Annotated in this window: 20 protein-coding genes; 4 read left to right on the top strand and 16 right to left on the bottom strand. The window is 42.9% G+C overall.

Going from position 1 to position 26,337, the window contains the following annotated elements:
• The first annotated feature begins 99 nt into the window (after nt 1-99).
• The 4 genes from purH to JNN12_08785 all read left to right on the top strand — a co-directional run bounded on the left by purH (nt 100) and on the right by JNN12_08785 (nt 5,546).
• Complete coding sequence (gene purH / locus JNN12_08800) at nt 100-1,701, top strand: bifunctional phosphoribosylaminoimidazolecarboxamide formyltransferase/IMP cyclohydrolase (protein MBL7978426.1); 1,602 nt, start codon at nt 100-102, stop codon at nt 1,699-1,701.
• Nucleotides 1,702-1,856: 155 nt separating this feature from the next.
• The gene (locus tag JNN12_08795) at nt 1,857-2,870 is read left to right on the top strand and encodes a rod shape-determining protein (protein MBL7978425.1); all 1,014 of its coding nucleotides are present in this window, start codon (nt 1,857-1,859) and stop codon (nt 2,868-2,870) included.
• Between the two features lie 60 nt (nt 2,871-2,930).
• Nucleotides 2,931-3,773: a rod shape-determining protein MreC gene (gene mreC, locus JNN12_08790; GenBank protein MBL7978424.1), complete on the top strand. Its 843-nt coding sequence runs from the start codon at nt 2,931-2,933 to the stop codon at nt 3,771-3,773.
• Nucleotides 3,774-3,857: 84 nt separating this feature from the next.
• Nucleotides 3,858-5,546, top strand: coding sequence for a hypothetical protein (locus tag JNN12_08785; protein ID MBL7978423.1), 1,689 nt, complete (start codon nt 3,858-3,860; stop codon nt 5,544-5,546).
• Here JNN12_08785 and JNN12_08780 read toward each other — a convergent pair.
• From JNN12_08780 to JNN12_08705, 16 genes are all read right to left on the bottom strand, one after another.
• The gene (locus JNN12_08780; GenBank protein MBL7978422.1) at nt 5,490-6,752 is read right to left on the bottom strand and encodes a glycosyltransferase family 4 protein; all 1,263 of its coding nucleotides are present in this window, start codon (nt 6,750-6,752) and stop codon (nt 5,490-5,492) included. The two genes, JNN12_08785 and JNN12_08780, sit on opposite strands and share 57 nt — an antisense overlap.
• A gap of 39 nt (nt 6,753-6,791) precedes the next feature.
• Nucleotides 6,792-8,519, bottom strand: a complete 1,728-nt coding sequence (locus JNN12_08775; GenBank protein ID MBL7978421.1) for a hypothetical protein — start codon at nt 8,517-8,519, stop codon at nt 6,792-6,794.
• 7 nt (nt 8,520-8,526) lie between these two features.
• Nucleotides 8,527-9,303 carry a glycosyltransferase family 2 protein gene (locus tag JNN12_08770; protein MBL7978420.1) on the bottom strand — a complete coding sequence of 259 codons (777 nt, stop codon included), beginning with the start codon at nt 9,301-9,303 and terminating at the stop codon, nt 8,527-8,529.
• The gene (locus tag JNN12_08765) at nt 9,294-10,421 is read right to left on the bottom strand and encodes a glycosyltransferase (protein MBL7978419.1); all 1,128 of its coding nucleotides are present in this window, start codon (nt 10,419-10,421) and stop codon (nt 9,294-9,296) included. Before JNN12_08765 ends, JNN12_08770 begins: the two co-directional genes overlap by 10 nt.
• A gap of 14 nt (nt 10,422-10,435) precedes the next feature.
• Nucleotides 10,436-11,473 carry a glycosyltransferase family 4 protein gene (locus JNN12_08760; protein ID MBL7978418.1) on the bottom strand — a complete coding sequence of 346 codons (1,038 nt, stop codon included), beginning with the start codon at nt 11,471-11,473 and terminating at the stop codon, nt 10,436-10,438.
• Nucleotides 11,470-12,846, bottom strand: coding sequence for an O-antigen ligase family protein (locus tag JNN12_08755; GenBank protein MBL7978417.1), 1,377 nt, complete (start codon nt 12,844-12,846; stop codon nt 11,470-11,472). The genes JNN12_08760 and JNN12_08755 overlap by 4 nt, the downstream gene beginning before the upstream one ends.
• A 13-nt stretch (nt 12,847-12,859) precedes the next feature.
• Nucleotides 12,860-14,371 (bottom strand): oligosaccharide flippase family protein, encoded by a 1,512-nt coding sequence (locus JNN12_08750; protein MBL7978416.1) that lies wholly within the window; start codon nt 14,369-14,371, stop codon nt 12,860-12,862.
• A gap of 6 nt (nt 14,372-14,377) precedes the next feature.
• Nucleotides 14,378-15,319 (bottom strand): SDR family oxidoreductase, encoded by a 942-nt coding sequence (locus JNN12_08745; GenBank protein ID MBL7978415.1) that lies wholly within the window; start codon nt 15,317-15,319, stop codon nt 14,378-14,380.
• Nucleotides 15,320-15,324: 5 nt separating this feature from the next.
• Entirely contained in the window at nt 15,325-16,659 is a 1,335-nt protein-coding gene (locus JNN12_08740) for a UDP-glucose/GDP-mannose dehydrogenase family protein (protein ID MBL7978414.1), read from the bottom strand.
• Between the two features lie 59 nt (nt 16,660-16,718).
• Nucleotides 16,719-17,840: an undecaprenyl/decaprenyl-phosphate alpha-N-acetylglucosaminyl 1-phosphate transferase gene (locus JNN12_08735; protein ID MBL7978413.1), complete on the bottom strand. Its 1,122-nt coding sequence runs from the start codon at nt 17,838-17,840 to the stop codon at nt 16,719-16,721.
• Nucleotides 17,841-18,897: 1,057 nt separating this feature from the next.
• On the bottom strand, nt 18,898-19,593 hold the full coding sequence (locus tag JNN12_08730; GenBank protein MBL7978412.1) for an acylneuraminate cytidylyltransferase family protein: 696 nt from the start codon (nt 19,591-19,593) through the stop codon (nt 18,898-18,900).
• Nucleotides 19,594-19,608: 15 nt separating this feature from the next.
• Nucleotides 19,609-20,583, bottom strand: a complete 975-nt coding sequence (locus JNN12_08725; protein MBL7978411.1) for an NAD(P)-dependent oxidoreductase — start codon at nt 20,581-20,583, stop codon at nt 19,609-19,611.
• A gap of 15 nt (nt 20,584-20,598) precedes the next feature.
• On the bottom strand, nt 20,599-21,564 hold the full coding sequence (locus JNN12_08720; protein ID MBL7978410.1) for a nucleotidyltransferase family protein: 966 nt from the start codon (nt 21,562-21,564) through the stop codon (nt 20,599-20,601).
• Between the two features lie 289 nt (nt 21,565-21,853).
• Nucleotides 21,854-23,197: a nucleotide sugar dehydrogenase gene (locus JNN12_08715; GenBank protein ID MBL7978409.1), complete on the bottom strand. Its 1,344-nt coding sequence runs from the start codon at nt 23,195-23,197 to the stop codon at nt 21,854-21,856.
• Nucleotides 23,198-23,555: 358 nt separating this feature from the next.
• Nucleotides 23,556-25,079, bottom strand: coding sequence for an NAD-dependent epimerase/dehydratase family protein (locus JNN12_08710; protein MBL7978408.1), 1,524 nt, complete (start codon nt 25,077-25,079; stop codon nt 23,556-23,558).
• Between the two features lie 40 nt (nt 25,080-25,119).
• On the bottom strand, nt 25,120-26,304 hold the full coding sequence (locus JNN12_08705) for a DegT/DnrJ/EryC1/StrS aminotransferase family protein (protein MBL7978407.1): 1,185 nt from the start codon (nt 26,302-26,304) through the stop codon (nt 25,120-25,122).
• Between the last annotated feature and the right edge of the window lie 33 nt (nt 26,305-26,337).

Here is a 26,337-nt window from a genome sequence, read left to right as displayed (position 1 = left end):
TATCATTCAAAATACTCATATGATCTTGAAACCAAATCATCGTTCCGAGAGATACTTTTTTCTATTTTGGCTTCCGAAAAATCCGCTTGCTACCAAACCATGATCAACCCCAAATCGCTTCCGGCTCCCGATAACCTGCAAACGGTTAAACGTGCGCTTATCTCTGTTTCCGATAAGACCAACCTCGTCCCTTTTGCACAACGATTGGCAAAAAGTGGTATAGAAATTATTTCTACGGGCGGTACCTCCCGGACCCTTCGTGAAGCTGGCCTTCAGGTGAAGGATGTTTCGGATATAACTGGATTTCCCGAAATTATGGATGGCCGCGTAAAAACCCTTCACCCAAATGTGCATGGCAGTTTGCTGGCCCGCCGGAACGATCCAGATGACTTGGTTCAACTACGAGGCATTGGATCCGAATTGATTGATCTGGTGGTGGTAAACCTCTACCCTTTCGAACAGGCAATTGCCCAAGAAGGCGTAACAGATGCACTTGCCATCGAGAACATAGACATTGGCGGCCCTACGATGATTCGGGCGGCAGCCAAGAATTTCTTCTTCGTCACTATCGTAACATCTCCGGCAGATTATGAAGCCGTGGCAGACGTATTGCAGGCCAACAACGGGGCTTTACCCTTGGAATTCCGTCGCCAGATGGCAACCAAAGCGTTTCAGCATACCGCTGCCTACGATGCAACCATTGCACATTATTTCACGAAACCAGCACCAATTCCGGAGGAGCCGATCTTTGAGCGCCCGCTCCACATATCGCTTCCTCTTGTACAACCCCTTCGGTATGGTGAAAATCCACATCAAAAAGCAGCTTTTTTTGGACGGCCAGATCGCTTTTTTAAAAAATTACACGGTAAAGCCTTATCTTATAACAATCTTTTGGATTTAAGTGCCGCCCTGTTTTTAATAGATGAGTTCAAAGATGCTGGGCCCACTGCTGCCATTCTAAAACACACCAATCCCTGTGGCGTAGGAACGGCAAATGTTCTTTCTGCTGCATACAAAAAAGCCTTCTCGACCGATCGGCAATCGCCTTTTGGCGGTATTGTGGTGGTTAACCGTCCGTTAGACTTGGCAACTGCTCAAGCCATAGACCAGATTTTTACCGAAATAGTACTTGCGCCTTCATTTGATAAAGAAGCGCTGGTTTTATTAAGCAAAAAACAACAACGACGCATCATACAAATGAATTTGGCTGCCCGCTTCGATCATGCACCCGATGTCCGATCGGTGATTGGAGGACTTTTGGTACAAAGCCGTGACAGCGTTTTACGCACCATCGAAGACGCCAAAAACCATTATGTAGTGGTTACAAAACGTCAACCTACCGATGAAGAATGGCTCGACTTAGACTTTGCCTGGCGGATTGCCAAGCATGTGAAGAGCAATGCTATTGTATATGCCAAACAAGGCGCTACATTGGGCATCGGTGCTGGGCAAATGAGCCGGATTGATGCCTCTGAAGTAGCGGTGATGAAAGGACAAAAAGAAGCGCACGACTTTTTGGGGTGCGTGGTGGCATCAGACGCCTTTTTCCCTTTTGCAGATGGCCTATTGGCCGCTGCCGAAGCAGGCGCGACCGCTGCCATACAGCCTGGAGGCTCGATCCGAGATGAAGAAGTGGTTGAGGCCGCAAATCAACAAAATTTAGCGATGGTTTTTACGGCAAAACGTCACTTCAGGCATTGAAATTAATTATCTTGCAACTTGATTAAGTATTCGATTTCCCTTGTCCATTACCCCTTCAAATATCGTATCTTGGAGTCTGATTTGATGTGCAAGGTAAATTCCCTCTATATCCGATAACACCCACTGTCAACCACCGAACAGATTAATCACGACTCATGGGCATTTTTAGCAGTTTTGCTACCGACGTAGCCATAGATTTGGGTACTGCCAACACCCTGATCTACATCCGTGGACGCGGCATCGTTCTTAATGAACCAAGTATTGTGGCCGTAAACCGCAATACGCGCAAGATCGTGGCCATTGGCCATGAAGCGCAGCAGATGCACGAACGGACGCACAAAGACCTCGAAACCATCCGCCCTCTCAAAGACGGCGTGATTGCCGACTTCGACGTGGCCGAGCAAATGATCAAGCGCCTCATTATGAAGGTACAAACCAAATGGTACACCAACATCCGCCGAATGGTGGTATGTGTACCAAGTGGGATTACCGAAGTAGAAAAACGCGCTGTTCGAGACTCCTCGGAACACGCCGGAGCGCGGCAGGTTTATCTGATAGATGAACCGATGGCAGCAGCCATTGGTATCGGCTTAGACGTTCATGAACCAGTAGGAAACATGATTGTGGACATCGGAGGGGGAACCACCGAGATCGCCGTGATTGCGTTGTCTGGTATCGTGATTGACGAATCCATCCGTCTGGCTGGAGACCAATTAGACAATGCATTGGTTCAATATTTCCGCCGTAACCACAACCTACTTATTGGCCAACGTACCGCAGAGCGAATCAAGTGCGAAGTTGGTAGCGCGGTGGAACTGGATCCAGAATTAGAACTTTCCGTGAAAGGACGCGACTTAGTGAGTGGGATACCGAAAATCCGGACGATCTCTTCCGAGGATGTCCGTGAGGCTATCAAAGACCCCGTAGATCAAATTGTGGCCGCTGTGGTACGGGCATTAGAGCGGACGCCTCCAGAATTGGGGGCAGACATTTTGGAGCGCGGTATTATGCTTACAGGAGGTGGCGCTTTGTTGCGTGGGTTAGACCAGCGCATTCGTCGTCAGGCGGAATTGCCTGCCTACGTAGCCGAAGACCCGCTTACGGCAGTAGTTCGTGGCACGGGAAAAGTGTTAGAGAATTTAGAATACTACGAAACCGTCGTTAGTTAATTTGGTCGCGGGGCACTTTTCGGTGTCCCGCGCTCCCCTTAACCTTCATTCAACCCCTATATGCGCCTTTGGGATCGCATCCGAGACTTTGTCTTTTTAGCGGTCTTGCTTATTACCTCGCTGATCGTCCTTTTAGGCGTTCAGTATGAGGCGTTTTTGTCTTTGCGGAGTGCCTCGCTTGAGTTTACTTCGCGGGTAGAAAGTGCCTTTGCTTGGGTAGGACGTTATGTAAATGCGCTCAATGAGAATGATCAATTACGGGCAAACAACCTTCGCCTTTCCAGCCGTTTGGCCCGCCTCCTCGAAGAAGAAATTGAAAATCAGCGCTTACGCGGTTTACTACACCTTAAATCTAAATGGGCAGAATATCCGCGTATTGCAGCACAGATTGTCTCGCGAGATGTTACCAAAAGCAACAACCTCCTAACCATCAACGTTGGCAGCAATCAGGGAATTGAAAAGGGGATGCCCGTCATCAGCGATCGTGGTCTTATTGGCAGAATTGTTTTGGTTAGCCGCAACTACAGCGTGGTCATGCCTTTCCTGAACACCACCTTTCGGGCAGCCGCCAAAATTCAGCCGCAACAAATTTATGGCATTATTCGCTGGGAAGGAAATCGTCCAGACCGCCTTCTAATGGATCATGTGGTTAAAACCGAAAAAGTATCCAAAGGCGATACCATTGTGACAGCGGGCTATACACATGGCTTTTACCCAGCTGGCATTCCGATCGGCTACGTAGATTCCACCGCCGTTCGGAAAGGCCAAAATGACTGGCTCATCTATGTACGTCCAATGGTTCCACTTACGCAAACCGAACATGCTTTTGTTTTGCTTTATAAGCCAGACCAGAATCAAATCCGAATACAACACACAGCAGACTCTCTTTTGCAAACCAACTAATCTTTATTGTCTCTCTGAACCTTCTGTTACACACCTTTTTGTGACCGTTAAGAAGTTATTCTTTTATCCTAAACAGCATACGATATGCGTATTTTCATAAAAGGCGTTTTATTATGCCTGGCTTTTGCCATTTCCCTTCATGCACAAAGCGATGGTTTACAACAAATCCACGACGAACTAACGCAGTTTTTAGTCCGCCAACAGACCAAAGGGCTTCTACCGGAGGCTTTTTTAAACCATCAACCGATCTCTGCTCATGACGCCCGAAAGGCGCTCATAGAAATCGAGAAACATAGGCAAGAACTTCCGCCAACCGACCAATCGTTGTTGGACTTTTATTTGCATAACAAGCAAGACCCTACCGCAAGTTGGGCGCAGAAAAAAAGTTCGTTTCTATATAAAAACAAACAGGACTTTCTTTCTACCATTGGCGATGGGTATAGGGTTCAATTAAATCCCATTGCCTATATAGGCGCAGGACCGGGTCTTTTTCAGGAAACAGGAAAAGAAAATAGCCAAAAAACTGTTTGGCGGCGTACCTTGGGCGTCCGAGCATCTGGACATATTGGGAAAGGGGTCTTTTTTGAAACCCATATTTCCGGCAATGTGGAACAGGTCCCGTATCCCGACACCGACGGCCACCCGCCCCGTCATGCCCATTTTATGTATTATCAGGACTTTGGAGGACGCCAGGATAACTACGACTACTTTGATGCAACGGGGATCGTAGGATACCATTCCAAGCATTTTGAAGTGCGGTTTGGACGTGATAACAACCGATGGGCCGAGGGTATGAATAGTGTTTTGCTGTCGAATTATCCCGCCAAGTATGACCAATTGCAAATTCGTACCACGCTGGGCAAACAAATACAATATGTGAACCTTTTTGCGGCCTTTAACGATTTATCCCGTCCTACTTTGGTCAATGGAATGGTTCCACGCCGTTTTGCGACCTTTCATGAACTTACACTCAGGATTGCTAAGCGCTTGGATGTTTCGGTATTCGAAAGTATTGTCTTTTCACGCCCCAGTGAGACGGGCAAGGAATTGTACAATTTTGAACTGACCTATTTAAATCCCATCATTTTTTATCGTTCCGTGGAACGTGACCGGGGCAGTCCAGACAATGCCTTGGTTGGTGCGCAAGCATCGTGGCAAACCCGAAAAAACATTCGCCTCTATGGCCAAATGATTCTGGACGAATTTACCTTCAAGGAAATTAAGGCACAAAATGGGTACTGGGCCAATAAGTACGCGGGTTTGTTGGGCTTCCACTGGGCTGGCCTCCAAAAAACCGATATTCGGATAGAAGCCGGATCGGCAAGGCCCTTTTTATATTCCCATTTCAATCCCAGTTCGGCCTATATACATGGCAATGATGTTCTGGGTTTGCAATCTGGCCCCAACTCCAGAACATTTTTGGCCTCCCTGCATCACCTGATGAATGACCGTTTATATGGCAACCTGACGCTTACTTATACGCAACGGGGACGTAATTCTTCCGATAAAAATGATGGCGCGGATCCCACCATCACCTATCATAGTACGGATTTGCTTCCGCGAAATACTTATGGCAACAACATGCTTCAGGGTATTCGGGTAAACACCCTGTTGGCAGAGTCGCGCATTTCTTGGCGGATGTTTAATACGGCGTTTTTGGATGTGGGGGTTATTTTCCAGAAAGAAGAAGACGCTATGTTGGGAAACAAGCAGTTTTTACTCCCGTTCTTGCAATACAGAGTGGGGCTGCCGTACACGTTTAGTCGGTATTAAGGCTACCGGGCCAGTAAGGACCTCCTCTAATAGCGGTTGAAATACCGCTTCAAAATGGGTTACCACGTGGGTCAGACCTTTGTTTTCAATGGCATTACGTGCATTAAGCCCAGCGATTTCTCTTTTACGTGGGTTCTGGCTCCACCATTCAATTCGCTTGACCAATTGTTCGGTTTGGAGGTTTTCCAAAACGTCTCCTGCATCGTTTTCCTGAATGAGCCGCGCCACTTCACTTTCCGGCGAACCAATGAACAACGCTGGTCGCCCGACGGCCATAATGCCATAGACCTTACTCGGAACCACCAGCCCCCGCAAAGTGGGGAACATTGTGGCCAAGTGCAAATCAGCCGCACTGAGGCTTTGGGCCAAGACATCTTTGGGCTGATAGGGCAATAAAAGCACATTATCTAAATGTTGAGCCTGGATAACGTGTTCAATCTGTGATTTTCTTGGGCCATCGCCAATGAGTACAAAACGGATGCGAGGGTTTTGTTTTTTGAGAATCCGAGCACTCTCTAATATTTCATCGAAGGGATGTGCCAACCCGAAATTACCCGAATACATGACCACAAACTTCTCTTCTAAGTGATGCAGGTTTCGGAAAGGGTTTTCTTTATGGTCTATGGGGAACACTTTTTGAACATCAGTCCAATTTTGGATAACCCGTATTTTTTCAAGGGGGATTCCGCGTGCTTGTAAACGATCTTGCATGCATCTGCCCACGCAAATTATCGTGTCTTGTTGTTTAAGGGCCCATGTGGAAAGGTGTCGGAACCAACCCGCAACGAAACCACCTTTTTTAAGTACCTGTAACTCTTCTGCCACTTCTGGATATAAATCTTGGCTCCAGTGAACCAATTTTGCCCCCCGCAATTTCTTGAGCAACACCGCAAAGACATAGTGCAAAGGCGGGTCTGTAGAAGTTACAACAACCGCATTGCTCGCCAACTTCCATGCTTTCCGGTAGAGGTGCGGATACAGACGAAGGTAAGACCAAGTACGGGAAGTAAAGGTGTTTCTCGAAAACACAGGCTCTCCGCCCACTTTGTGCAGGTACACCCCATTTTTGACACCGCTAAACTGACCATTGGTGGCCAATACTTCTACATGGAAGCCTTTATCGGCGAGTGCCTCGGCCAATTCGGTGAGTAACTGCCCTACCGCTTCGCTATCTGGGGCATATGTTCTATTGATAAATAAAATCATTCGTTTGTATCGCTAAACCTTTTCGAGAAGCAAAACTTTTCAGGTGCGGGCAATAACGAGATTACCCAAAACCAACAAGTCCATGTGCGTCCGAAGGTAGCAGTCCAACGCATGTTCGGGCGCATTGACAATCGGCTCGTTTTCGTTAAAGGACGTATTTAATAAAATTGGTACGCCAGTTTTCTGGCCAAATCGCTGGATGAGGGCATAATAGCGCGGATTATCTTTTTCCTCTACCGTTTGCAATCGGCCCGTACCATCCACATGAACCACGGCAGGTATCAAGGCTTGTTTTTCGGTTTTGATTTTAAAAACTTTCTCCATGTAAGGCGCCTCATCGTTCTGCTCAAAAAAATCTGGTACGGCTTCTCGCAAGATAGAAGGTGCAAAAGGCCGAAAACTTTCGCGTCGTTTGATTTTTGAATTCAATAAGTCTTTTGCATCTGCCCGACGCGGATCCGCCAAGATGGAACGATTGCCTAATGCGCGTGGCCCAAACTCTGCCCGTCCCTGAAACCATCCTACCACACCGCCCTGCATTAGACAATCCGTAACCCGGTCGTATAGTGCATCATCCGTCAATTCTACAAAAGCGATGCCTTTTGCTTTTAAGAGGTCTGCGACGATCTGATCCGAAAAGGTGGCCCCAGTATATGCCTGATGCTCGTATGGGCGACGTGTATGCTGTTTTTCCTGATGCCAAACATATAATGCAGCACCAATGCTCGTGCCCGCATCATGTCCGGCGGGCGGGACAAATACCCGCTGAAACGAAGTATTCTGAACCACTTTCCCATTGGCCACCGAGTTTTGAGCAACCCCACCTGTTAGACACAAGTGCGCCATGCCTGTTTTTTGGTACAGATCTTCCGCCATGTGAAAAATAACCTCTTCGGTAATGCGTTGAACAGATGCTGCAAGGTTTCGGTGTACTTCGGTCAATGGATCTTCTTTTTCTCGTGGAGAACCGAACAACGCTGCCATACGCGAAGTGAACATTGGCTCAATGTGCGGAATACCGCCCTCCCAACTCATACTGACCCCTTCTTTGAAATGCCGGAAATAAGCACCGTTGAGTTCGAATAATCCATTCGCTTTAAAAATTAAGATGTCTCGTAATGCGTCAACATAAACAGGATTCCCATAGGGTGCCAAACCCATTACCTTGTACTCATCGCCATAATAAGGGAAGCCCAGAAACTGGGTCATGGCTGTATAGAATGCACCCACTGAATGAGGGTACGAGACACTATCCAAGACCCTGAATTGCGTATTTTGTCCCGTTGCGCGCATGGTGGAAGAAAAATCGCCGAATCCATCAATCGAGAGAATGGCCGCTTCATGAAATGGTGAAACAAAAAAGGACGAGGCAATATGGCTACGGTGGTGTTCCACGAACCGTAAGGTTGCCTTTATTTCGGATTCCTCATGGCCTAAAGCAGTTGCTACGTCTTCTTTAATCTGTTTGATTTTAAATGAGTTACCAGCGCGATCTTTAATGGCTGCCCAAGAAACCATTTTTTTTAGTGAATGGAAAATCTTCTGCTCAATTTTTGCCATCGGATCACGAGACACCGCCATTACATCCACTTCTTTCAACGTAATTCCTGCCTCCTTCAAGCAAAATCGAATGGCCTCCGTGGGTAGTCCTGCCCAGTGTTTGATACGCCGAATACGCTCCTCTTCGGTCGCCGCGATAAGCACACCATCTTTTAGAATACAAGCAGAGGCATCGCCATGATAGGCATTTATTCCAAGTATATACATTTTGATTTTAGTTCGAGGGTGAGGTAAAATCTCGCTCCATGAGGTATAAACACAGTATCACTTCAAAACAGGTTCGTTGCCAAGTATAAAACCAGCCAGCTGCGCCCTGAAAAACAAGCCCTTTTCCGAAAAGACAATACAAGGGCATCACCAAAATAGCGGGAATCCTAAGCCACCTCATCTTTTGCGCAATACCCATATCCTTCCATGCCATGGCCGCCAATTTTTCGGCTTCGAGACGGGCATATTTCTGCTGAGACGCCAGCCAATGATCCATCCGCTTCCGATCATCATGGCGAATCGTCGTTTTGAGTGTACCTACCTCGCCTTCAAGTACCAATCGCTGGGTGTGACCGTCTTGTACATAATGGGCTGCAGCTTTTCGGTATAATACAACCCTTGGCGGATAAAGGGAGGCACCCAACTCGGTTTCATAAATACAATAGGTAAATGATGCTTCATAGCCATTCACCAATGAATCTTCAGGCAAGCACTTCAACTCATGAGGGGCCTCTTCCCTGAGTATGTAATCGGCATCCAGCGAAAGAATCCATTCCGACCTCACCTGATCATGTCCATATTGCCATTGAGCGGCATGGTTATCAAACGGTCTTTCCAAAAATCGGACGTTGGGGTATTGGGCGGCAATGGTTTTGGTAGCATCATTGCTCATACTGTCTATCACCAAGACTTCAGCAGCCCAAGTAAGTTGGTCTAAAACCCGCCCAATGTTAAGGGCTTCATTGTACGTAAGTATTAAAGGGGTTATGTGCTCTATGTGCATGTACGTAGGCTCCGGTATTTGTCTAAAAACGTAGATGCGATCTGATCCCACGCGAATCTCTTGGTCACATATTGGCGGGCACGTGCTCCCATCAAAGACCGGGCTTCTGGCGAAAGTCCAATGCCCTCCTGAAGCGCCCCCGCCAAGGCTGGTAGCGTAGGTGCCACCCACCAACCCATTTTTTCGGTCTTTAAAACAGGCCAAGGTGCTCCTGTGGTAGTGATCACCGGCAACCCAGCCGCCATTGCTTCGCCAATCACGATGCCAAAATTTTCGCTTTTGGAGGGCAATACAAACAAGTCGGCCTGTGTAAGAAGCTCCCATTTCTCGGTATCACTTACTGGCCCAGTGACCCGAACCGTGGCCGTAAGATTGTTTTCCGTTACTTTTTGTAACACTTCAGCAGCATATCCGCCTTCGTCTGGCCCCGCTATTTCGAGCACCCAGCCCTCTGAACGAATGTTTTGCCAGGCATCTAACAAAAGCATGATGCCTTTGATGGGATGTAGCCGAGACAAAAATAAGGCTTTACGCGGCATAATGAACCGTTTCGTCGGCATGGTATCTGGCAACCGAATACCATTGGGGATCACCCAAGTAGGTTTATGAATCCCTAAAGCCGATAAATAAGCCCCTTCTACCTCCGAAGTAACATGAAGTGCACTGGCTCGCTGCGTTACTGGTCTTTGGTAAAACATCCAACTCATGCGTTTCAGGAGGCTTTTATGTGCCAACGATGCGGGCATTAGCATCCCATTTGGGCTATTCACCAAAGGGATGTTGTGTTTGTGGGCAATTTTAGACACTAACCAATTGCTCCAAAGCCAGACCCCATGATCGTGTATCACGTCTGGCCTTTGGGTCTGGATAAGGTGTTCGAGGTGTACTTCAAATTCACGGGCCATTTGAAAGCGTTTATCAGCATACGTTTTAGGCCGTACCACACGAACGTTGACCTTATGTTCGTCTGGCAGGGACAACACTTCGTCAGGGCTCCCAATCGTTAAAAGGCTAACTTTGGCTCCTTGCTCAGTAAGTACTTCGCACAAATAAGGAACTGTTCGAGAAGTTCCCCCATTGTTTATATTTAATCCGGCAATGGTTTGTAGTATGTGCATGTTTAGTAAAAGCTTTAGTTCAATAACTTTGCCAAACGATTAGCCCATATTTCTGGAGCGTTTTTCATGCTCAATATCCGAGAACGCTTTCCCATCTCAATGACCTCCTCTATGGGTTGAGAAAACATCAACGTCGAGAGGGCTTGTTGAAGAGAGGTGTTATCCCGAGACGCAAACAACACGCCATTATAGCCATCCACCAGGTATTCATCCCCTGCGTGTACGCCATCAGAAAGCAACAAGGCACATCCCGCCATCGCCGCCTCGTGTACCACCACTCCGAAATGCTCGTGCCAACTTGGTAAACAAAAAACAGCACTTTTCTTCATGTATGAAGCAATCATTTCAGGAGGAGAAAAGGATATGAAGTTAATTTTTTTATGCGGCTTTAATTGCTCCTTCATTGGACCGTTTCCTATAACAATTAACTTCCAATCATGTTCTTTTTCTTCGGACACACGAATAAATGCGTTATTAAGTTCTAATATTCCTTTCCAATCTAAAAGTCTTCCTATAAATAGAATGTTTTTTTCCTTCTTAGCAATATCATCTTCATCAATTAAAAAGAGTGTATCATCAGCAGTATATAACCCGAATATAATATTTTTTCGCTTAAATCCTAATCTTTTCGCATACTCATACTGGCTAATAGAGGGAACCCATACATATGTAAATATCCGTCTTATTAAGAACCATGAAAACAAACACAGCAGGTCTTGTTTAAAAGTATTTTCCCAAGGATTATCTACACCAATAACCGTTTTTTTTCCATCTTTTTTTGCTCTTCGTGCAACTCCACGAAACACTTTTCCACTCCAACTACCCAAAACAACCATAGCTGGATTAAGTTGGTCATAAATAGCCAATACTTGTTCTTTGTCTGTATCATCCACCTGGAATATTTGTATATCAGGAGATATTAGAAAGGAATATGGCGCATCTTTATCTTTTTTCGTTACAATAATAGACACTTTAGAGGTTTTAGAAAAAGTATTTATGGCACTATAATAATACCAAGGTAAATCACGTAATACAAACAATACATTTTTCATGTCATATACGAGTTGGTCATTGACTGATATGGTATCTTGTTTTTATGAGGCTTCTTTTCCTTAGACCTCATTTGTGCCCAGGCTATAAACCCCATAAACACTCCTCCAACGCCATTAGGCGCCAATAAACATGCTTCAGCCAGGTTTACCAATAAGATGGTAATAAAGATTGCCATTAGTATCGGCTCTCTTTTTTGATATATAGACCAAAATAAAAATCCAATTAGTATAAATAATGCGATTCCTCCAAGAATCCCTGCTTCTGCAAAGAATGCAATATACAAGTTCCCTGGCTCTACGGAATAAGATATTGGCATATTCCATAGCCATTCACTTCGTACCAAGCGCCCTTCTTCGATAGGGAACGTAAGCCCAAAACCAGAACCAATTAGAGGGCTTGCAGAAAAAGCCGTCAAGGATTTCTCGATTAAATCACCTCGGCTCTTGTTATAACTTTCTATAATAGATACCGAATCCATTTTCTGGTTTTTCTTTACAAATTCCACTACACCGTTTGTAATAACTTCAGAATAGGAAATAATAAATATAAGTCCAACTACTGAAGCCAGCAAAACTCCTGGCATTTTTAGGATTTTACGCATACTTTCAATTAATGAGCTATTAAAAATTAAATAGGCCAGTCCAATCGCAATGACTGCACTCAGTAACGCTGTTCGCGCTTCAGAAAGGACAATTAATATACCTGTTAATAATGCCATTATAACAAAAAAATATTTTCTTTCATCAATGAATCGGACCATGAAATATACAAAAATAACCGCTGAAATGATACCAAATGTTTGTGGATGACTAAATATACCAGATGATCCAGATTGATAGACTTTCCACTGTTCAACAAATACATGCTGATCATAAATAAACCAACTTCCTATGATAATTGCCAAAAAAGTATGAAACATAAACTCACCCAAACCCTGATTGGTGTACATAACAGATTCAAAAAAAATAAATACCACAATATAAAGCAATAACAGTTTCAATACCGATACCAACGGAAGCAAGCCCGCAACAGAAAACAATAATATTAATCCAATAAAAGCACCAAATCTTACCGTATTTTGCTGAAGTTTTAGTTCGCCAGATCTAAATTTATGCAACAATAGCCTGCCGAAAAATACAAAGGTAATCAAATAACGAAGAAGTACAGGCAATCCACCAGACAACACATTAGGATGTAACAAGGCAACGATACTGACCATTAAAAATGCTTTAAATATATTTTCTACTCGCAGTACTCCCCAGAACAATAAGACTATTCCACATATAATGGTACCAACAATCCCAAAAGCATTAACATAAATCAATGCCAATATAGAGATTATTTCTATTATATTTTTTTTATTTATCAGCACTATTAAATCAGCATTAGTTTTTTTCTCTTAAAACTTTTACTAAAGTCGGAATTTGTGTAATTTGAAAGACGCCATATAATATAAAAAACAAAACACCTGTTATGATTAACAACATTAATGGAGAAATTTTATTTAAATAAGTTTTTTGTATCAAATCAATGATAAGGACAACAAAACTAATTTTGAATAAAGCAACAGTAAACAGTTTGATGATTTTGGTCACTGTACCCAAATTCATTCTGCAAAAGAGGTACCAGTAGCCTATAATAAAATAAATACTATTTATTATAATACCAAAATATGCAGCCCCTAATAGTTGATATTTCTTGATAAAAAAGTACAATAAAGGAATACCTATTAGAATCATTATTACATTTTGGAGAACAATAAATTTTGTATGTCCTGTAGCCGTAAAAACAGTTATTGGTATATTCATTAGTGACAATAATGTAGTACTAATCAATAAATATTTTAAAACAATTTCAGTCTCTTTTGTGACTAAGCTATTTTGTGTCCACACCAATAAAAATTCATAAGAATATAAAAATAAAAACACAGATATAGGCAAGATAATAAAAGTTGATATTGAAACATAATGATATAAATTATTTTGCAAATTTACTAAATCTTTTTCAAAATAATATTTAGTAAATTTCGGAAGTAGGTAGGTATTAAATGTACTCCCAATGATAATAATGCCACTACAAATACTGGCAGCAATAGTGTAGTAGGTTAAATCTGAAAGAAGCAACATTTTAGAGACAAATAACTTATCTAACTGAGAAACCACAACCGTCAATATACCGACAACAGACATTTGTCCTAAAAAACCTGCAACTTCTTTTACAGCAGCTAAATTATAGCCAAATACTTCACCTTTCACAATCAAACATTTCCAAACCCAGATACGTTGGATGATCATAAAAATGACTGAGACAACAAATTGATATATAAAATATTCTATAACACCTATTTTAAAAATATAAAAAAATGGAACTACGCCAAATATCCGAGTAAAGCTATAGACCAGATAAAAACCTGAAGCATCTAATTGGCGATTAAGTCCATTAAAAACACCTGCATACATTTGCAAAGGCCAATTAAGTGCCAATACCCCTCCCATGAGCCATATACATTGTTGAATCAACCATTTTGGAAGGGTGTCGGCATTCATCCAGGAAGACAAGGGATATGCAAAAAGACCTATCACCAAACCAACGCCAATCCCTAATATCCAAAAAAGAACTTCCAAAGTATGTATCACTGTATTAATATTCCCCTCTCTCATTTGAAGTGTCTTCATTCGCGGAATTTCTCTACTCATTACGGCACCAATATTAAAATTAAGCAAACTGGTTGTTGCCAACAAGGTGGCATAAAAGCCTATTAATCCGTAACTCTCTACACCTAAAAAATGCAAATAAATGGGCACCGATATCAAATTAAATATAATAACCAATACGTTTACAACGGTATTGCCTCCGGCAATAAATAGGGCTTTATATTGGGCAAATATACGTTTCATTCGTATTTAGGATGAAACCATTGTCTCTCTAAAGAAGGAAATGGTTTTTCGGACTCCTTCACTCCGACTAACAACGGGTTCCCAGCCTAAGACTGTTTTTGCTTTAAGGATGTCTGGCTGCCGAATCTTAGGATCATCTTCCGGTAAGGGTTCAAATACAATCTTACTTTCGCTCTGAACCCAAGTAATCACTTCTTCAGCAAAGTTCAAAATGGTGATCTCATTGGGATTACCGATATTTACAGGCTCAGCTTCATCACTGTGCAAAAGTCGCCAAATCCCTTCCACGAGATCGTCGCAATACTGGAAACTGCGGGTTTGCGACCCATCTCCATATACCGTAATGGGTAAATTACGTAGCGCCTGATTAATGAAATTAGAAACCACACGCCCATCATTTGCACGCATTCTGGGGCCATAAGTATTAAAAATGCGAACAATTCGGGTCTCGACCCCATGATAACGCTGATAGGCCATGGTGATGGCTTCGGCAAATCGCTTCGCCTCATCATAGACACCCCGCACACCTACAGGATTCACATTCCCCCAATAGGATTCATGCTGAGGATGTATAAGTGGGTCACCATACACCTCGGAGGTGGAGGCCAATAACAAACGTGCATTTTTTGCTTTCGCCAATCCTAAAAGGTTATGCGTACCCAATGCACCGACTTTCAGGGTTTGAATCGGCAACTTCAAATAGTCTATTGGAGAGGCGGGGCTTGCAAAATGGAGAATATAGTCCAGATTACCTGCAATATAGACGTGATTCGATACATCATGCCGGACTAAGTGGAATTTTGGATGTCCGACCAGATGGGCAATATTATCAGGCGAACCCGTAATAAAGTTATCCATACAAATCACGTCATGCCCTTCTTGGATAAACCGATCACACAAGTGAGACCCGATAAATCCGGCACCACCGGTAATAAGGGTTCGTTTCATCTCTTTTATACTCCTTTGTGGTACGGACGACCTATGCTATGGTAAAAGAAGCCTAATTCTTCCATCTGACGTGGGGCATATAAGTTGCGTCCATCAAAAATGGCCGGAAACCGTAACCTCTCTTTCACAGTCTCCCAATCCGGTTTACGAAAGGCGTTCCACTCGGTACAAATAGCCAGTACCTCAGCTCCATTCAAGGCATCATAGAGGTCGGTGGCATATGCAATCTGGTTGCCAAAAATAGCACGGGTTGTCTCGATGGCTTCTGGATCGAACGCACGCACAGACGCCCCTTCTGCCAATAGTTGCCGAATCATGGCATGGGCAGATGCTTCTCGGACATCGTCGGTATTGGCCTTGAAAGCAAGACCCCAGACGGCAACACATTTGCCCCGAAGGCTGCCTCCCAAATAAGAGCGCATGGGCGGCAACAAGGCCAATTGCTGTTGTTGATTTACGTTCAGAACAGCCTCTAAGATTTTAAACCGATAACCGAATTGTTCAGAGGTTTGTGCCAATGCCTGTACATCTTTGGGGAAACAAGAACCGCCATAGCCAATTCCCGCGTAAAGAAACTGTTTCCCGATTCGGCTGTCCGAACCAATACCCACCCGAATGGCATCCACATTGGCGCCAACCTGTTCACAGAGGTTTGCAATTTCGTTCATGAACGTGATCTTGGTTGCCAAAAATGCATTGGCAGCATATTTGGTCATTTCGGAAGAACGTTCATCCATGATGAGAATCGGATTACCATTCCGGACAAAAGGCTCATAGAGTTGTTTCATCATTTCGCCTGCCTGAGAACTAGAGGTCCCAATGACCACGCGTTCCGGCTTCATAAAATCATCTACCGCAACGCCTTCGCGTAAGAATTCAGGATTTGAAACCACGTCAAAATCCACCCCCACCCGTTTTCCCTGCTGTTCAATCACCTCCCTTACCATATCTGCGGTACCCACTGGAACGGTACTTTTATTGATAATCAACTTATAACCGTTAAAGAATGGGCCTATTTGTCTCGCAACCCCTAAGACATAGGATAAATCAGCTGCCCCATCCGCGCCCGGCGGAGTAGGAAGGGCGAGAAAAATGAAGGTAGATTTTTCCACAGCCATTTTTAAGTCCGTGGTAAATTGTAATCGGCCATTTTTTCGGTTGCGATCAAACAATACATTGAGCCCCGGCTCAAAAATGGGCATAATGCCCTTCCTCATTTTTGCAACTTTGGCTTCATCAATATCCACACAAAGAACGGAATAGCCCATTTCTGCAAAGCAGGTACCCGTTACCAGTCCAACATACCCTGTCCCGACAACTGCAACAGATTGATTTTTCATATTGTTTTTTAATTCACCTTATGATACCGACATTTAACCGCATACAATGTCTTTTTTTCTTAAAGATTACCTTCATTGGGGGCTTTAAAGTGTTCAGAAGGCCAGACTGCGACTGGTAACTGAGAAGTCCTCAGTTTTATAAAAAAGAGAATAATCCCCCCAGTAACGACAGATAATGTGATGACTTTGCCTCCTCCCCCTAAATTGGCATACAGCCATGCGGCTAACCCAAGGAAAAAACCTACTGCATACAAAAGCAAGACTGCCGACAAATGAGATAGCCCCCATGCCTTCACAACCCTATGGTGTATATGGTCTTGATCTGGTGCAAAAATTGATTTTCGTGACAAAATCCGACGAAAAATACTACTCAACGTATCTAAGATAGGCAAGCCTAAGATGAGAATCGCAGGCACCCATGCATCTGCCACAGCAGTTCCGGTAAAATAGAAAGGGGCATTGAAGCTCGGAATAGCATATACAGCCAAGAAAAAGCCAATGGTTAAACTGCCCGTATCCCCCATAAAAATAGAAGCTGGACGAAAATTATACACCAAAAAACCCAACAAGGTACCTAATAGCACTATCCCTGCTACCGCATTTGGGATTACTTGCTGAGAAGCATAGATAGCCGTAAACGAGACAATCGCAATAACCGAAATCCCCGCAGCCAAACCATCCAAGCCATCAATGAGGTTCATTGCATTGATAATACCCAATAGCCACAAAACAGTCACCAAGACGGCCACTGTGTGATGGTCTATGCCCATTATCTTAAATTCCGGCAGATAAATCCGGTGTGCCGCATCACTCATTACCACAATGAGGATGGCTACAATTTGCCCGATTAATTTATGCCGCACGCCCAGATGAAAAAAATCATCCAACACACCCGTCAAAACAAGCACAGATGCCCCTGCCAGAATATACCCGTCTGGCAAATTGGGTGAAAAATCCAATATCAGAGCAAACAAAAGATAGATACCCAGCCCCACTAAGGTTGAAAGTACCATCGCGATACCTCCAAATCGTGGCGTGGGTACTTCATGCACTTTCCGATACAAGTCGGGATGATCTAACCGTTCATGACGAATAGCCAAATCACGAACCAATTTTGTACAGACCACAGCCGTGACGAAACTGCACAAAAAACCTATGACGAGCGCCAGAACTTCCATCACCTTATCTTGAAAGGATGAGATCGTACCAGCAATATCTTCTATCCGCCACTTCCAGTCTGTTACCGATTGTGAATTTATTTGTTATCATATCAGGATGGGTCTATGTAGGAGAACACTTTATTTATAGCACGTATCGCCTTTACTAAAGACACTATATGTTTCTATAAATCAAGTGTATTCTTTTTGATGTAGGTAACACTACAGCGAGGAAAAAGGATCAAGTCACGTATTCATTTTGTTTACGTATCTTTGAACACTATGAATTACCTTTAGGCCATTCACACAAATCGTGAAGCAACATTTTTTGCCTTCTTTCTTAACCATATAGGTTCACTACCAAACAAATAAAACATGGAGGAATTACTTCAAATAGGTGCTTCAATTGTGCGTCTTTAAATATAATAGCTTTATGCCAACGATATAAATTTAGTATCCGGTTTTTCATATACAGACCCAAACAAAAAGCCCTCGGTAAAAAACTGCCGAGGGCTTTTTTTACTTGATAGGATACACTCCTCAATATTGACCACCGCCAAATAGGAGATAGTGTCAATTAGTGAGGGAATCGTATCTGTATCGAAATGAGTAACAACTGAAAACAAATGCTGTAAAAAACGTCATTCTCAGAATACAAGTGTAGAGTTTGCGATTTTCACGGATTATTTTAAACTTTTTGTCCACTCTAAAGAAATGAAAGGAACTTTATTGCGAGTAGCGCGGGAATGGTTTCAGGCACTGTAAGCGCTGGTTTCGGAGGCTATCGCAGGTCAATGATTTATAGTAACTTTTACGCATCTTATAAAAGACCTTGGAAAACACACAGCATCAAAATGTTAGTAAAGCCACTCGTCAGGCCAAAAATATGGAACGCTGGGATAACACATTGCATCAAAGGATTTGTAAGTTTGTTCGTTGTGCATTGTCCTATTCAAAATCAAAACTCCTCCTGAAGTATGTCCAGAATTTTCATTTCCAACCACAACTTATCACTCATGACTTGGCTCTACCTTATGCCACAAAGCAACATGCTAAATGAGGGACAGAAAAGGGATCATATTTATTTATGAGTGAAATTACTTTCAGATGCAAGAATAAAGGAAGCCAGCGCCAAATCAAAAGGCGTGTCAATATCAATGGCTTCGTACTCAGACGTTTCGTAAAGGGCAGTATCTTCGTTAAAAAACACCCGATGCTGCCGCAAAAAAGCGGGCGTTGCAATATAAACAGAGCCTGTAATGAAGTAGTAAGGCGGATAGTCCTGCCGCCGGGTGGGGGTTGGGTTGATAAACTTGTTTTTCCCATCCTGTATCGTAAACGTACTATATGGATGCTGAATGCAAGCACTTACCGCCACTAAGCTTTCCTTACCACTTTGCTCAAAGGCTTTAATACAGCGATCTATTAAACCTTCGCTTCGGATGGGGCTGGTCGGTTGTAAAAGCACAACCGCATCAGGCAGAGCCATACCTTGCGCCTCCATAAAATCGAAGTGGTAAAGCATAACTTCAATACTGGTGGCATGGTCGGATGCTAATGCCTCTGGACGTTTATACAAGACCCCAATACCCATTTCCTCGCCCAATACCATCGCTTCGTGATAATCAGAGCTTAAGTGGGTTTCTGCCAAAGACTGAGCGGCTAAAGCTGCTTCATAGGTGTATTGAATCAGAGGCTTACCGTTAAGCAGGCGCATGTTTTTATGCGGAATGCCTTTGGAGCCTGCGCGTGCGGTGATAAAGCCTAAATATCGCATAAATGCCTTGCTCTCTTATACGTTTCGGTAGGCAGCATCATAAGGGTCGGCGATAATACCGTCTTGAATGAAACGATGAATTTCCTCAACGCCATCAATGACTTTTTTGGTAATCGAAAACCCAAGCTTGGTTTGGATTTTGTCGAAATTGACACGGTAATCGCGCGGATCATCTATTTGAGGCGTGTACTTAATCTTGGTATTAGGAACTACCTTCGCTATTTCGTCAATAATCATTTGCTTTTGGTAATTCTCGGTAGAGTCCCCGACATTGTAAACTTCGCCCCGAACAAGCGCTTCATCTGCTTTTAAAGCAACCATGACCGAGCGCGCCAAGTCGTTTACATGGCAATAGGGCCGCCAAAACTGAGGTCCAAAAATATCTAACTCCTTCCCTAAAGAAAGATCACGTGTAAATTCGTTTACCGTCAAGTCAAACCGAATGCGCGGCGAAAGCCCATAAACGGTTGAAAAACGCAAAATGATGGGCGCTGTCACCCCATTTGTTTTATCCAATAAAAACTGCTCGAAAGCAACTTTAGTTTTGGCATAGTGTGAAACAGGATTGAGCGGCGAATCTTCTTTAACAAAGCCATCTCCTTCCATCTTACCATAATTGGAACAAGTAGAAGCAAATACAAACCGTTGTACAGCTGCGTCATTACAAATATCAAAAAGGGTTTTTGGGGTTTCTAAATTGACCTCTGTCGCCTCTTGCTCAAATTTGCGGCATGCAGGATCGCCCACAATAGCCGCTAAGTTTACGACACCATCGATTTGATAGGTTTTTAGGATTGATCGGAACCCTTCTATATCTCGAATATCGCCTCGAACAAACGTAAAGCTAGGATGGTTATAAATATCAACCAAAGCCGCTCCGCCAAACTTCAAGCTATCTAAGCCCACAACTTGGTATCCATCATTTAAAAGCAAGCGAGTCAGTACAGAGCCAATATACCCTGCACAACCAGTAACCAAAATACGATTCATAAAACTTTGTTTATATTAAAGTTGTAAATGTTTAATATCATGCTGCGCACGATGGTAATCTTCCATCTGCCCAATGTCTAACCAGTAACCCAAAATTGGGTACGAGGAAAGCTTCATTCCTTTAGCGATGACCACATCCATCAAGTCCGTGGTATTAAAAAAAGTGTTTTGAGGAATGAACTCAAGTACTTTTCGCTTCATCAAATAAATGCCAGCATTGGCATAATAGGTATAGATCGGTTTTTCTTTTAAAGATAAAACAGCATCGTCTTCATTGGTCTCTAAAACCCCATAAGGAACCTTGACTTCATAAGGAACCGTTGCAACCATCATATCCGCCTCTTTTTCGATAAAGGTTCTGAACATTTCCTCAAAGTCAATCGTCGTGAGAATATCAGAGTTCATCACCAAAACATAGTCGTTCTTAAAGGCAGAGATTTGGCTCACTGACCCAATGGTGCCTAATGGCTCATTTTCGATAAGGTATTGTATTTGAACCCCTAAATGCCGCCCATCTTTGAAGTAGCCTGCTATTTGCTCTCCCAAATATTTAATAGAAATCGTAAAATTATAAATCCCAAAACTGATTAAGCGATCAATATTGTGCTCAATAATAGGTTTATTCCCTACGGGTAGCATAGGCTTAGGTTTGTCTAAGGTCAAGGGCCGCAAACGTATTCCTAAGCCGCCAGCCATCATCACGACATCACATGGCAAAACAGAACGTTTTTTGGAGAGGTCTATAACATCTTCTATACACCCTTCTTGATTTAATAAGGGGATCAAACTTACTTCTGCTTTTCGAATTTCATCTACTTGGGCTAACGTAAAATCACCCATTTTTAAATAACGAAAAGACGTTCTCATGATAGAGGTTACGGGGGCGTTCACTGTAAGACCTGCCAGCAAGCCACGCCGAACATCCCCATCAGTAAGTGTTCCAACTAATTCACCCTTTTCGGAGAGGACAAAGAGGGTCAATGCATCATGGAGGGTATTGAGGCAGGCTAATGCATCTAGGATGGATAGATTGTCACGTATGAGGTGGTGAGAGAACATTATGGGGTACTCAATATAATAGAGGTAATTTTGGTGCAGTAAACATCCATATATGTTTTAAAATACCAACTTTTTTTTCTATGTCATAATCTTTAAAGTTAATTTTTATTTAGCGAAACTATAACATTATAACGAGAGGCCCCATCTATCCGTAAGGTAGATAAAGAGCCTCTCTTCTAAAATTTCATGTGATATGAAGCCGTTTGCAAATTTATTGACCACCGCCAATCAACGTAATATTGGTTCGGTTTTTAATTTTTGCAAATGCGTTGCGCGAATCTACTATATGCTTGGCATGTATTGCGACCATTTCATAGTCAAATGCTGAATGATCGGTGATTAAAATAACCACATTAGATTTTTCAACAAGTGCCTGTGTCAAGGGTTGGGTCGGAATTGTTTCGTGCTTTCCATCCCACCAATCGAAGGAAAAACTATCTACAATCGGGTCTGCTAAGGTAATGTTTTGGACGTTCTTTTCTCGTAGAAGCCGTAAAATAGGTTCTGCCAGTGAATGCCGCGAATCTGCAACATCTTTTTTGAAGGTGGCGCCCATAACCAAAACATTGGCATCTTTTAATGCAACGGGTTGTTCTGCGATAGCACGAATCGTAGCATCCACCACATAAAACGGCATAGACTCATTGGTTTTTGCTGCTAGCGTGATAAAACTGGTTTCAAAATCATACCGTTTGGCAAGCCAAGAGAGGTAGTAAGGGTCAATAGGAATGCAATGCCCCCCTACACCTGGGCCTGGAGTAAACTTCATGTACCCAAATGGTTTAGTGGCAGCTGCATTGATCACCTCCCAAATATTAATACCGCCCATGCGATCACAAAGTTGGGCAAGCTCATTCACTAAAGCAATATTAACGGAGCGGAAGGTGTTTTCAAGCAGCTTTTCCATTTCACCTACTTTCGGCGAACTAACCTCATGTACATGCCCTACAAAAAGCTTAAGGGTTGCCGAGGCTAACTTCAAACAAGCTTCTGTTACACCTCCGACTACAATAGGCGTATTGCCTGTATGCCATATTTCATTCCCAGGATCTACCCGCTCTGGGCTATAGGCTAAGAAATATTCTTCTCCAAGTTTAAGCCCAACCTTCTCCAAAATAGGCTGAACAACATACTCCGTTGTACCAGGATACGTTGTTGATTTTAGAATAACCAATTGACCTGGGCGTAAAATTGCAGCAATCGCTTCAGAAGCTTTTTCAATATAGGTAACATCGGGATCTTTATGTAAAGACATTGGGGTTGGTACACAGATGACAAAGACATCTATGTCGCTACCTGTTGACCAATCTGTTGTGGCTTGAAGCTGTCCCGAAGAAACAGCAACAGCTAATTCTTCATCTTTTACATCACCAATGTAGTTTTGCCCTTTATTGATTAAAGCAACTTTTTCTTCGCTTACATCCAAGCCCAACGTTTTTACGCCAGCTTTGGCAAATTCTACTGCGAGTGGTAGCCCAACATAGCCTAGTCCAACAATGCCAACTTGAACTGTTTTGTTTACAATTTTCTCTTGTAAATGTGTATAATGTTTCATTTAGACAAATTTGTTTGTGATCAAGATAACCTATATGAATTTTAGTAACTGTTTAGCACCCCCTCGATTTTAATGCTGTCACGTTCGTCAAAATCTTTTTTGCTACAATTTGAGAGATTTGGCGCACCACAATCGATTTCTCAGGGGTTGCTTTGTTCGAAAAACACCCAATTTAGGAGGGTGCTAAGTAGTTACAAATTTTAATGCTTGTTTGTGAGGCAAATAAACTAATTTAGCACTCACCTTTTTAAGGTCCAAGCTAGGTTTTATCTTGGCTGAACTTACGGTTACTCTTAAAAGCGAGGTAGCATCACTTTTAAGTAAAGAAGTGATGCTACCTCAATCTTCAATAGAAGACTTAGTTACTGAAAACTTCTAGGAGCTTTAAGTCATGATCTTTTTCCAATTGCTTAAACAATTCCGAGTTTTCATGTTCTTTTAAAAACTGAACATTGCTATACATAGGGTTTTTGTAATCTTTTACAGCCCCTACGTGCAATGCTTCTAGCACCTGGGTAATCCCAGCTTCCATTGTCCAATCTGGCTTAAAGTTCAAAACTTCTGCAATTTTTTTGAAGCTAACCCGATAATTACGGCGATCTCCGTCCATTCCTAAGTCTAAAAGTTCAGCGCTTGGGACTTGCTTTTTGATTAGCTCGCCAACTTGCCAAAGGGTCATATTCTGAGCATCTGATCCAACATTAAATATTTCATTCTGGACTAGTGAAAGGTCCGCCTCTAAGGCTAAAAAGACTGCTTTTGCCACATCATTTACATGGATAAAAGGCCGCCATTGATCTCCACCATAAACCGTGATCTTACCTTCTTTCACGGCCTTCGCTGTTAATAGGTTGGTAACAAGATCAAAGCGGGTACGCCCAGAAAAACCATAAATTGTTCCAAAACGCAAAATGACAGGACAGAAATCTGGCCCTGAAAGTTGCTGCAAAACTTTTTCGGAAGCAATTTTAGTTTTTGCATAAAGTGAAACTGGACTTAAGCTAGAGAGCTCATTTAAGACTTCATCACTGGCGCCATATACACTGCAAGAGGAGGCGAAAATGAAACGCTGCACACCATACCCTTTTGCAATTTCTGCAACCATACGAGTAGCAGCAAGATTTACATCAATGGTTAGCTGCTCATCTAGAGAGCAAGCTGGGTCGCCAACAATGCCGCCTAAATGAATAACCGCATCCACGCCATGAACCGCTTCAACAACTTTATCTATTTGCCGAAAGTCTGCACGAATAATCTGTAAGTTAGAATGGTTGCGAACACTCTTAATTGGCTCATAACCAAACATCATTATGTCTAGAAGTTTGACATTATAACCTTTTTCGAGTAAACGAGGAATTAAGCCTGATCCAACATACCCTGCCCCACCAATAACTAAAACGTTACGAATAGATTTAATTTGTCCAGGATTGCGCTTTTTAGAGATAGATACTTCTGACCGTAAGACATATTTCCACACCACAGACCAGAGTCGCGCTCCAACTAACAAGATGGAGCTAAAAATCCATGATACCAACAAAACTGAGCGAGAGTACCATAGTAGCTTACCCGAAAAAAAGGTTAACGCAGTGAATATCAAGTATGTTAAAGCAACTGCTTGTAAAACAGTGATTGCTTTATACTTGCCTTGATAAAAACGGCCAGAAGTATAGAAACCGCTAAGCATGAAAACTGGTAATGCAATAGCAACAAGTGCCGCAGCAGTTTTAATCCAGTCTTGAACATTGTACACTACCGTTTCATCTTTAGAGAAGGCTAAACGGAGTACAAATGCAGCGATGATGCTAAAAGACAACATCAAAACATCCGCAGCCATGCGAATGATGCGTTGAAATGTCAGGTTGTTAGATAAGAACGTTTGCATAAAGATGTAAGTCTTGAGTGAGAAAGGGTGAAAGATTGGTTTAGGCGACAGCTTGAGCCATAACTATTTTTAAGGCTAAGGCTGTTTGTTCAACTTCTTCTTTAGACATTGTCGGATGTACCATGAACATTAGAGAGGTTTCGCCTAAGTTTTTTGCAACAGGAAGGCGTTCAAGCGGCTGTAGTGCACAGCGTTCAAAAGCTTTTTCTAAATAGATTTCGCTACAGCTACCACTGAAACAGGGAATACCCAAAGCGCCTACCTCTTGCATGATGCGCTCGCGGTTCCAGTCATTTTTCAGAAGCGATAAATCTAAAAATACATAATATTTGTAATAAGAATGAAAAACATCTGAGGGGGGAATTGTAACCTTCAAGCCTTTAATATTCTCAAAAGTCCGATTTAAAATGTCGGCATTTGCCCGACGCTTCGCTACCCACTCATCTAATTTACGGAGTTGAATGCGCCCAATAGCACCTTGCATTTCTGTCATACGCATATTCGTACCGAACGACTCATGGAGCCAACGGAAGCCTGGAGGGTGCTGCTTGTGATAAACTGTATCATAGTTTTTGCCATGATCTTTATATGCCCAAGCTCTTTCCCATAGTTCTTTATCATCAGTGGTAATCATTCCTCCTTCTCCACCAGTTGTCATGATCTTATCCTGGCAGAACGAAAAAGAGTTAATATGCCCCCATGCTCCTACTTTTATACCTTTATAGGAAGCGCCATGTGCTTGGGCGCAATCTTCAATGACTTTAAGGTTGAACTCCTTAGCCAATCCCATAATTTCATCCATTGGACAAGGCCAACCTCCTAAGTGAACCGCCATGATAACCTTTGTATTAGGCGTAATAACTTTGCGGATCGTTTCGGCTGTTACGTTTTGTGTAATCGGATCAATATCTGCAAAAACAGGTTTAATGCCCCTGATTGCTGCCGCGCTGGCAGAAGCCATGAATGTTCTACTTGTCAAAATCATCTCTGCTCCACGCGGAATGCGGAGAGCATGAAGAGCGAGTTCAATAGTATTTGTGCCATTTGCAACAGCAATGGCATACTGAGTACCAACATAAGCTGCAAACTCTTTTTCAAATTGTTTACACTCTTGCCCTGTCCAATAATTAACTTTTCCTGATTGCAAAACACGCATAACCGCATTAATTTCATCCTGATCAAAATGCGGCCATGGTGCTAAAGGAGTTGTCCTAATTTTATCCATGGTTTTAAAGTTTTTTTGTTTTAATTGACAAAT

It is taken from the genome of Bacteroidetes Order II. bacterium (assembly GCA_016788705.1).
Lineage (GTDB): Bacteria > Bacteroidota > Rhodothermia > Rhodothermales > UBA2364 > UBA2364.
The sequence above is the reverse complement of the archived record's forward strand: the minus strand, read 5'-3'. Positions and strand labels throughout refer to the sequence as shown.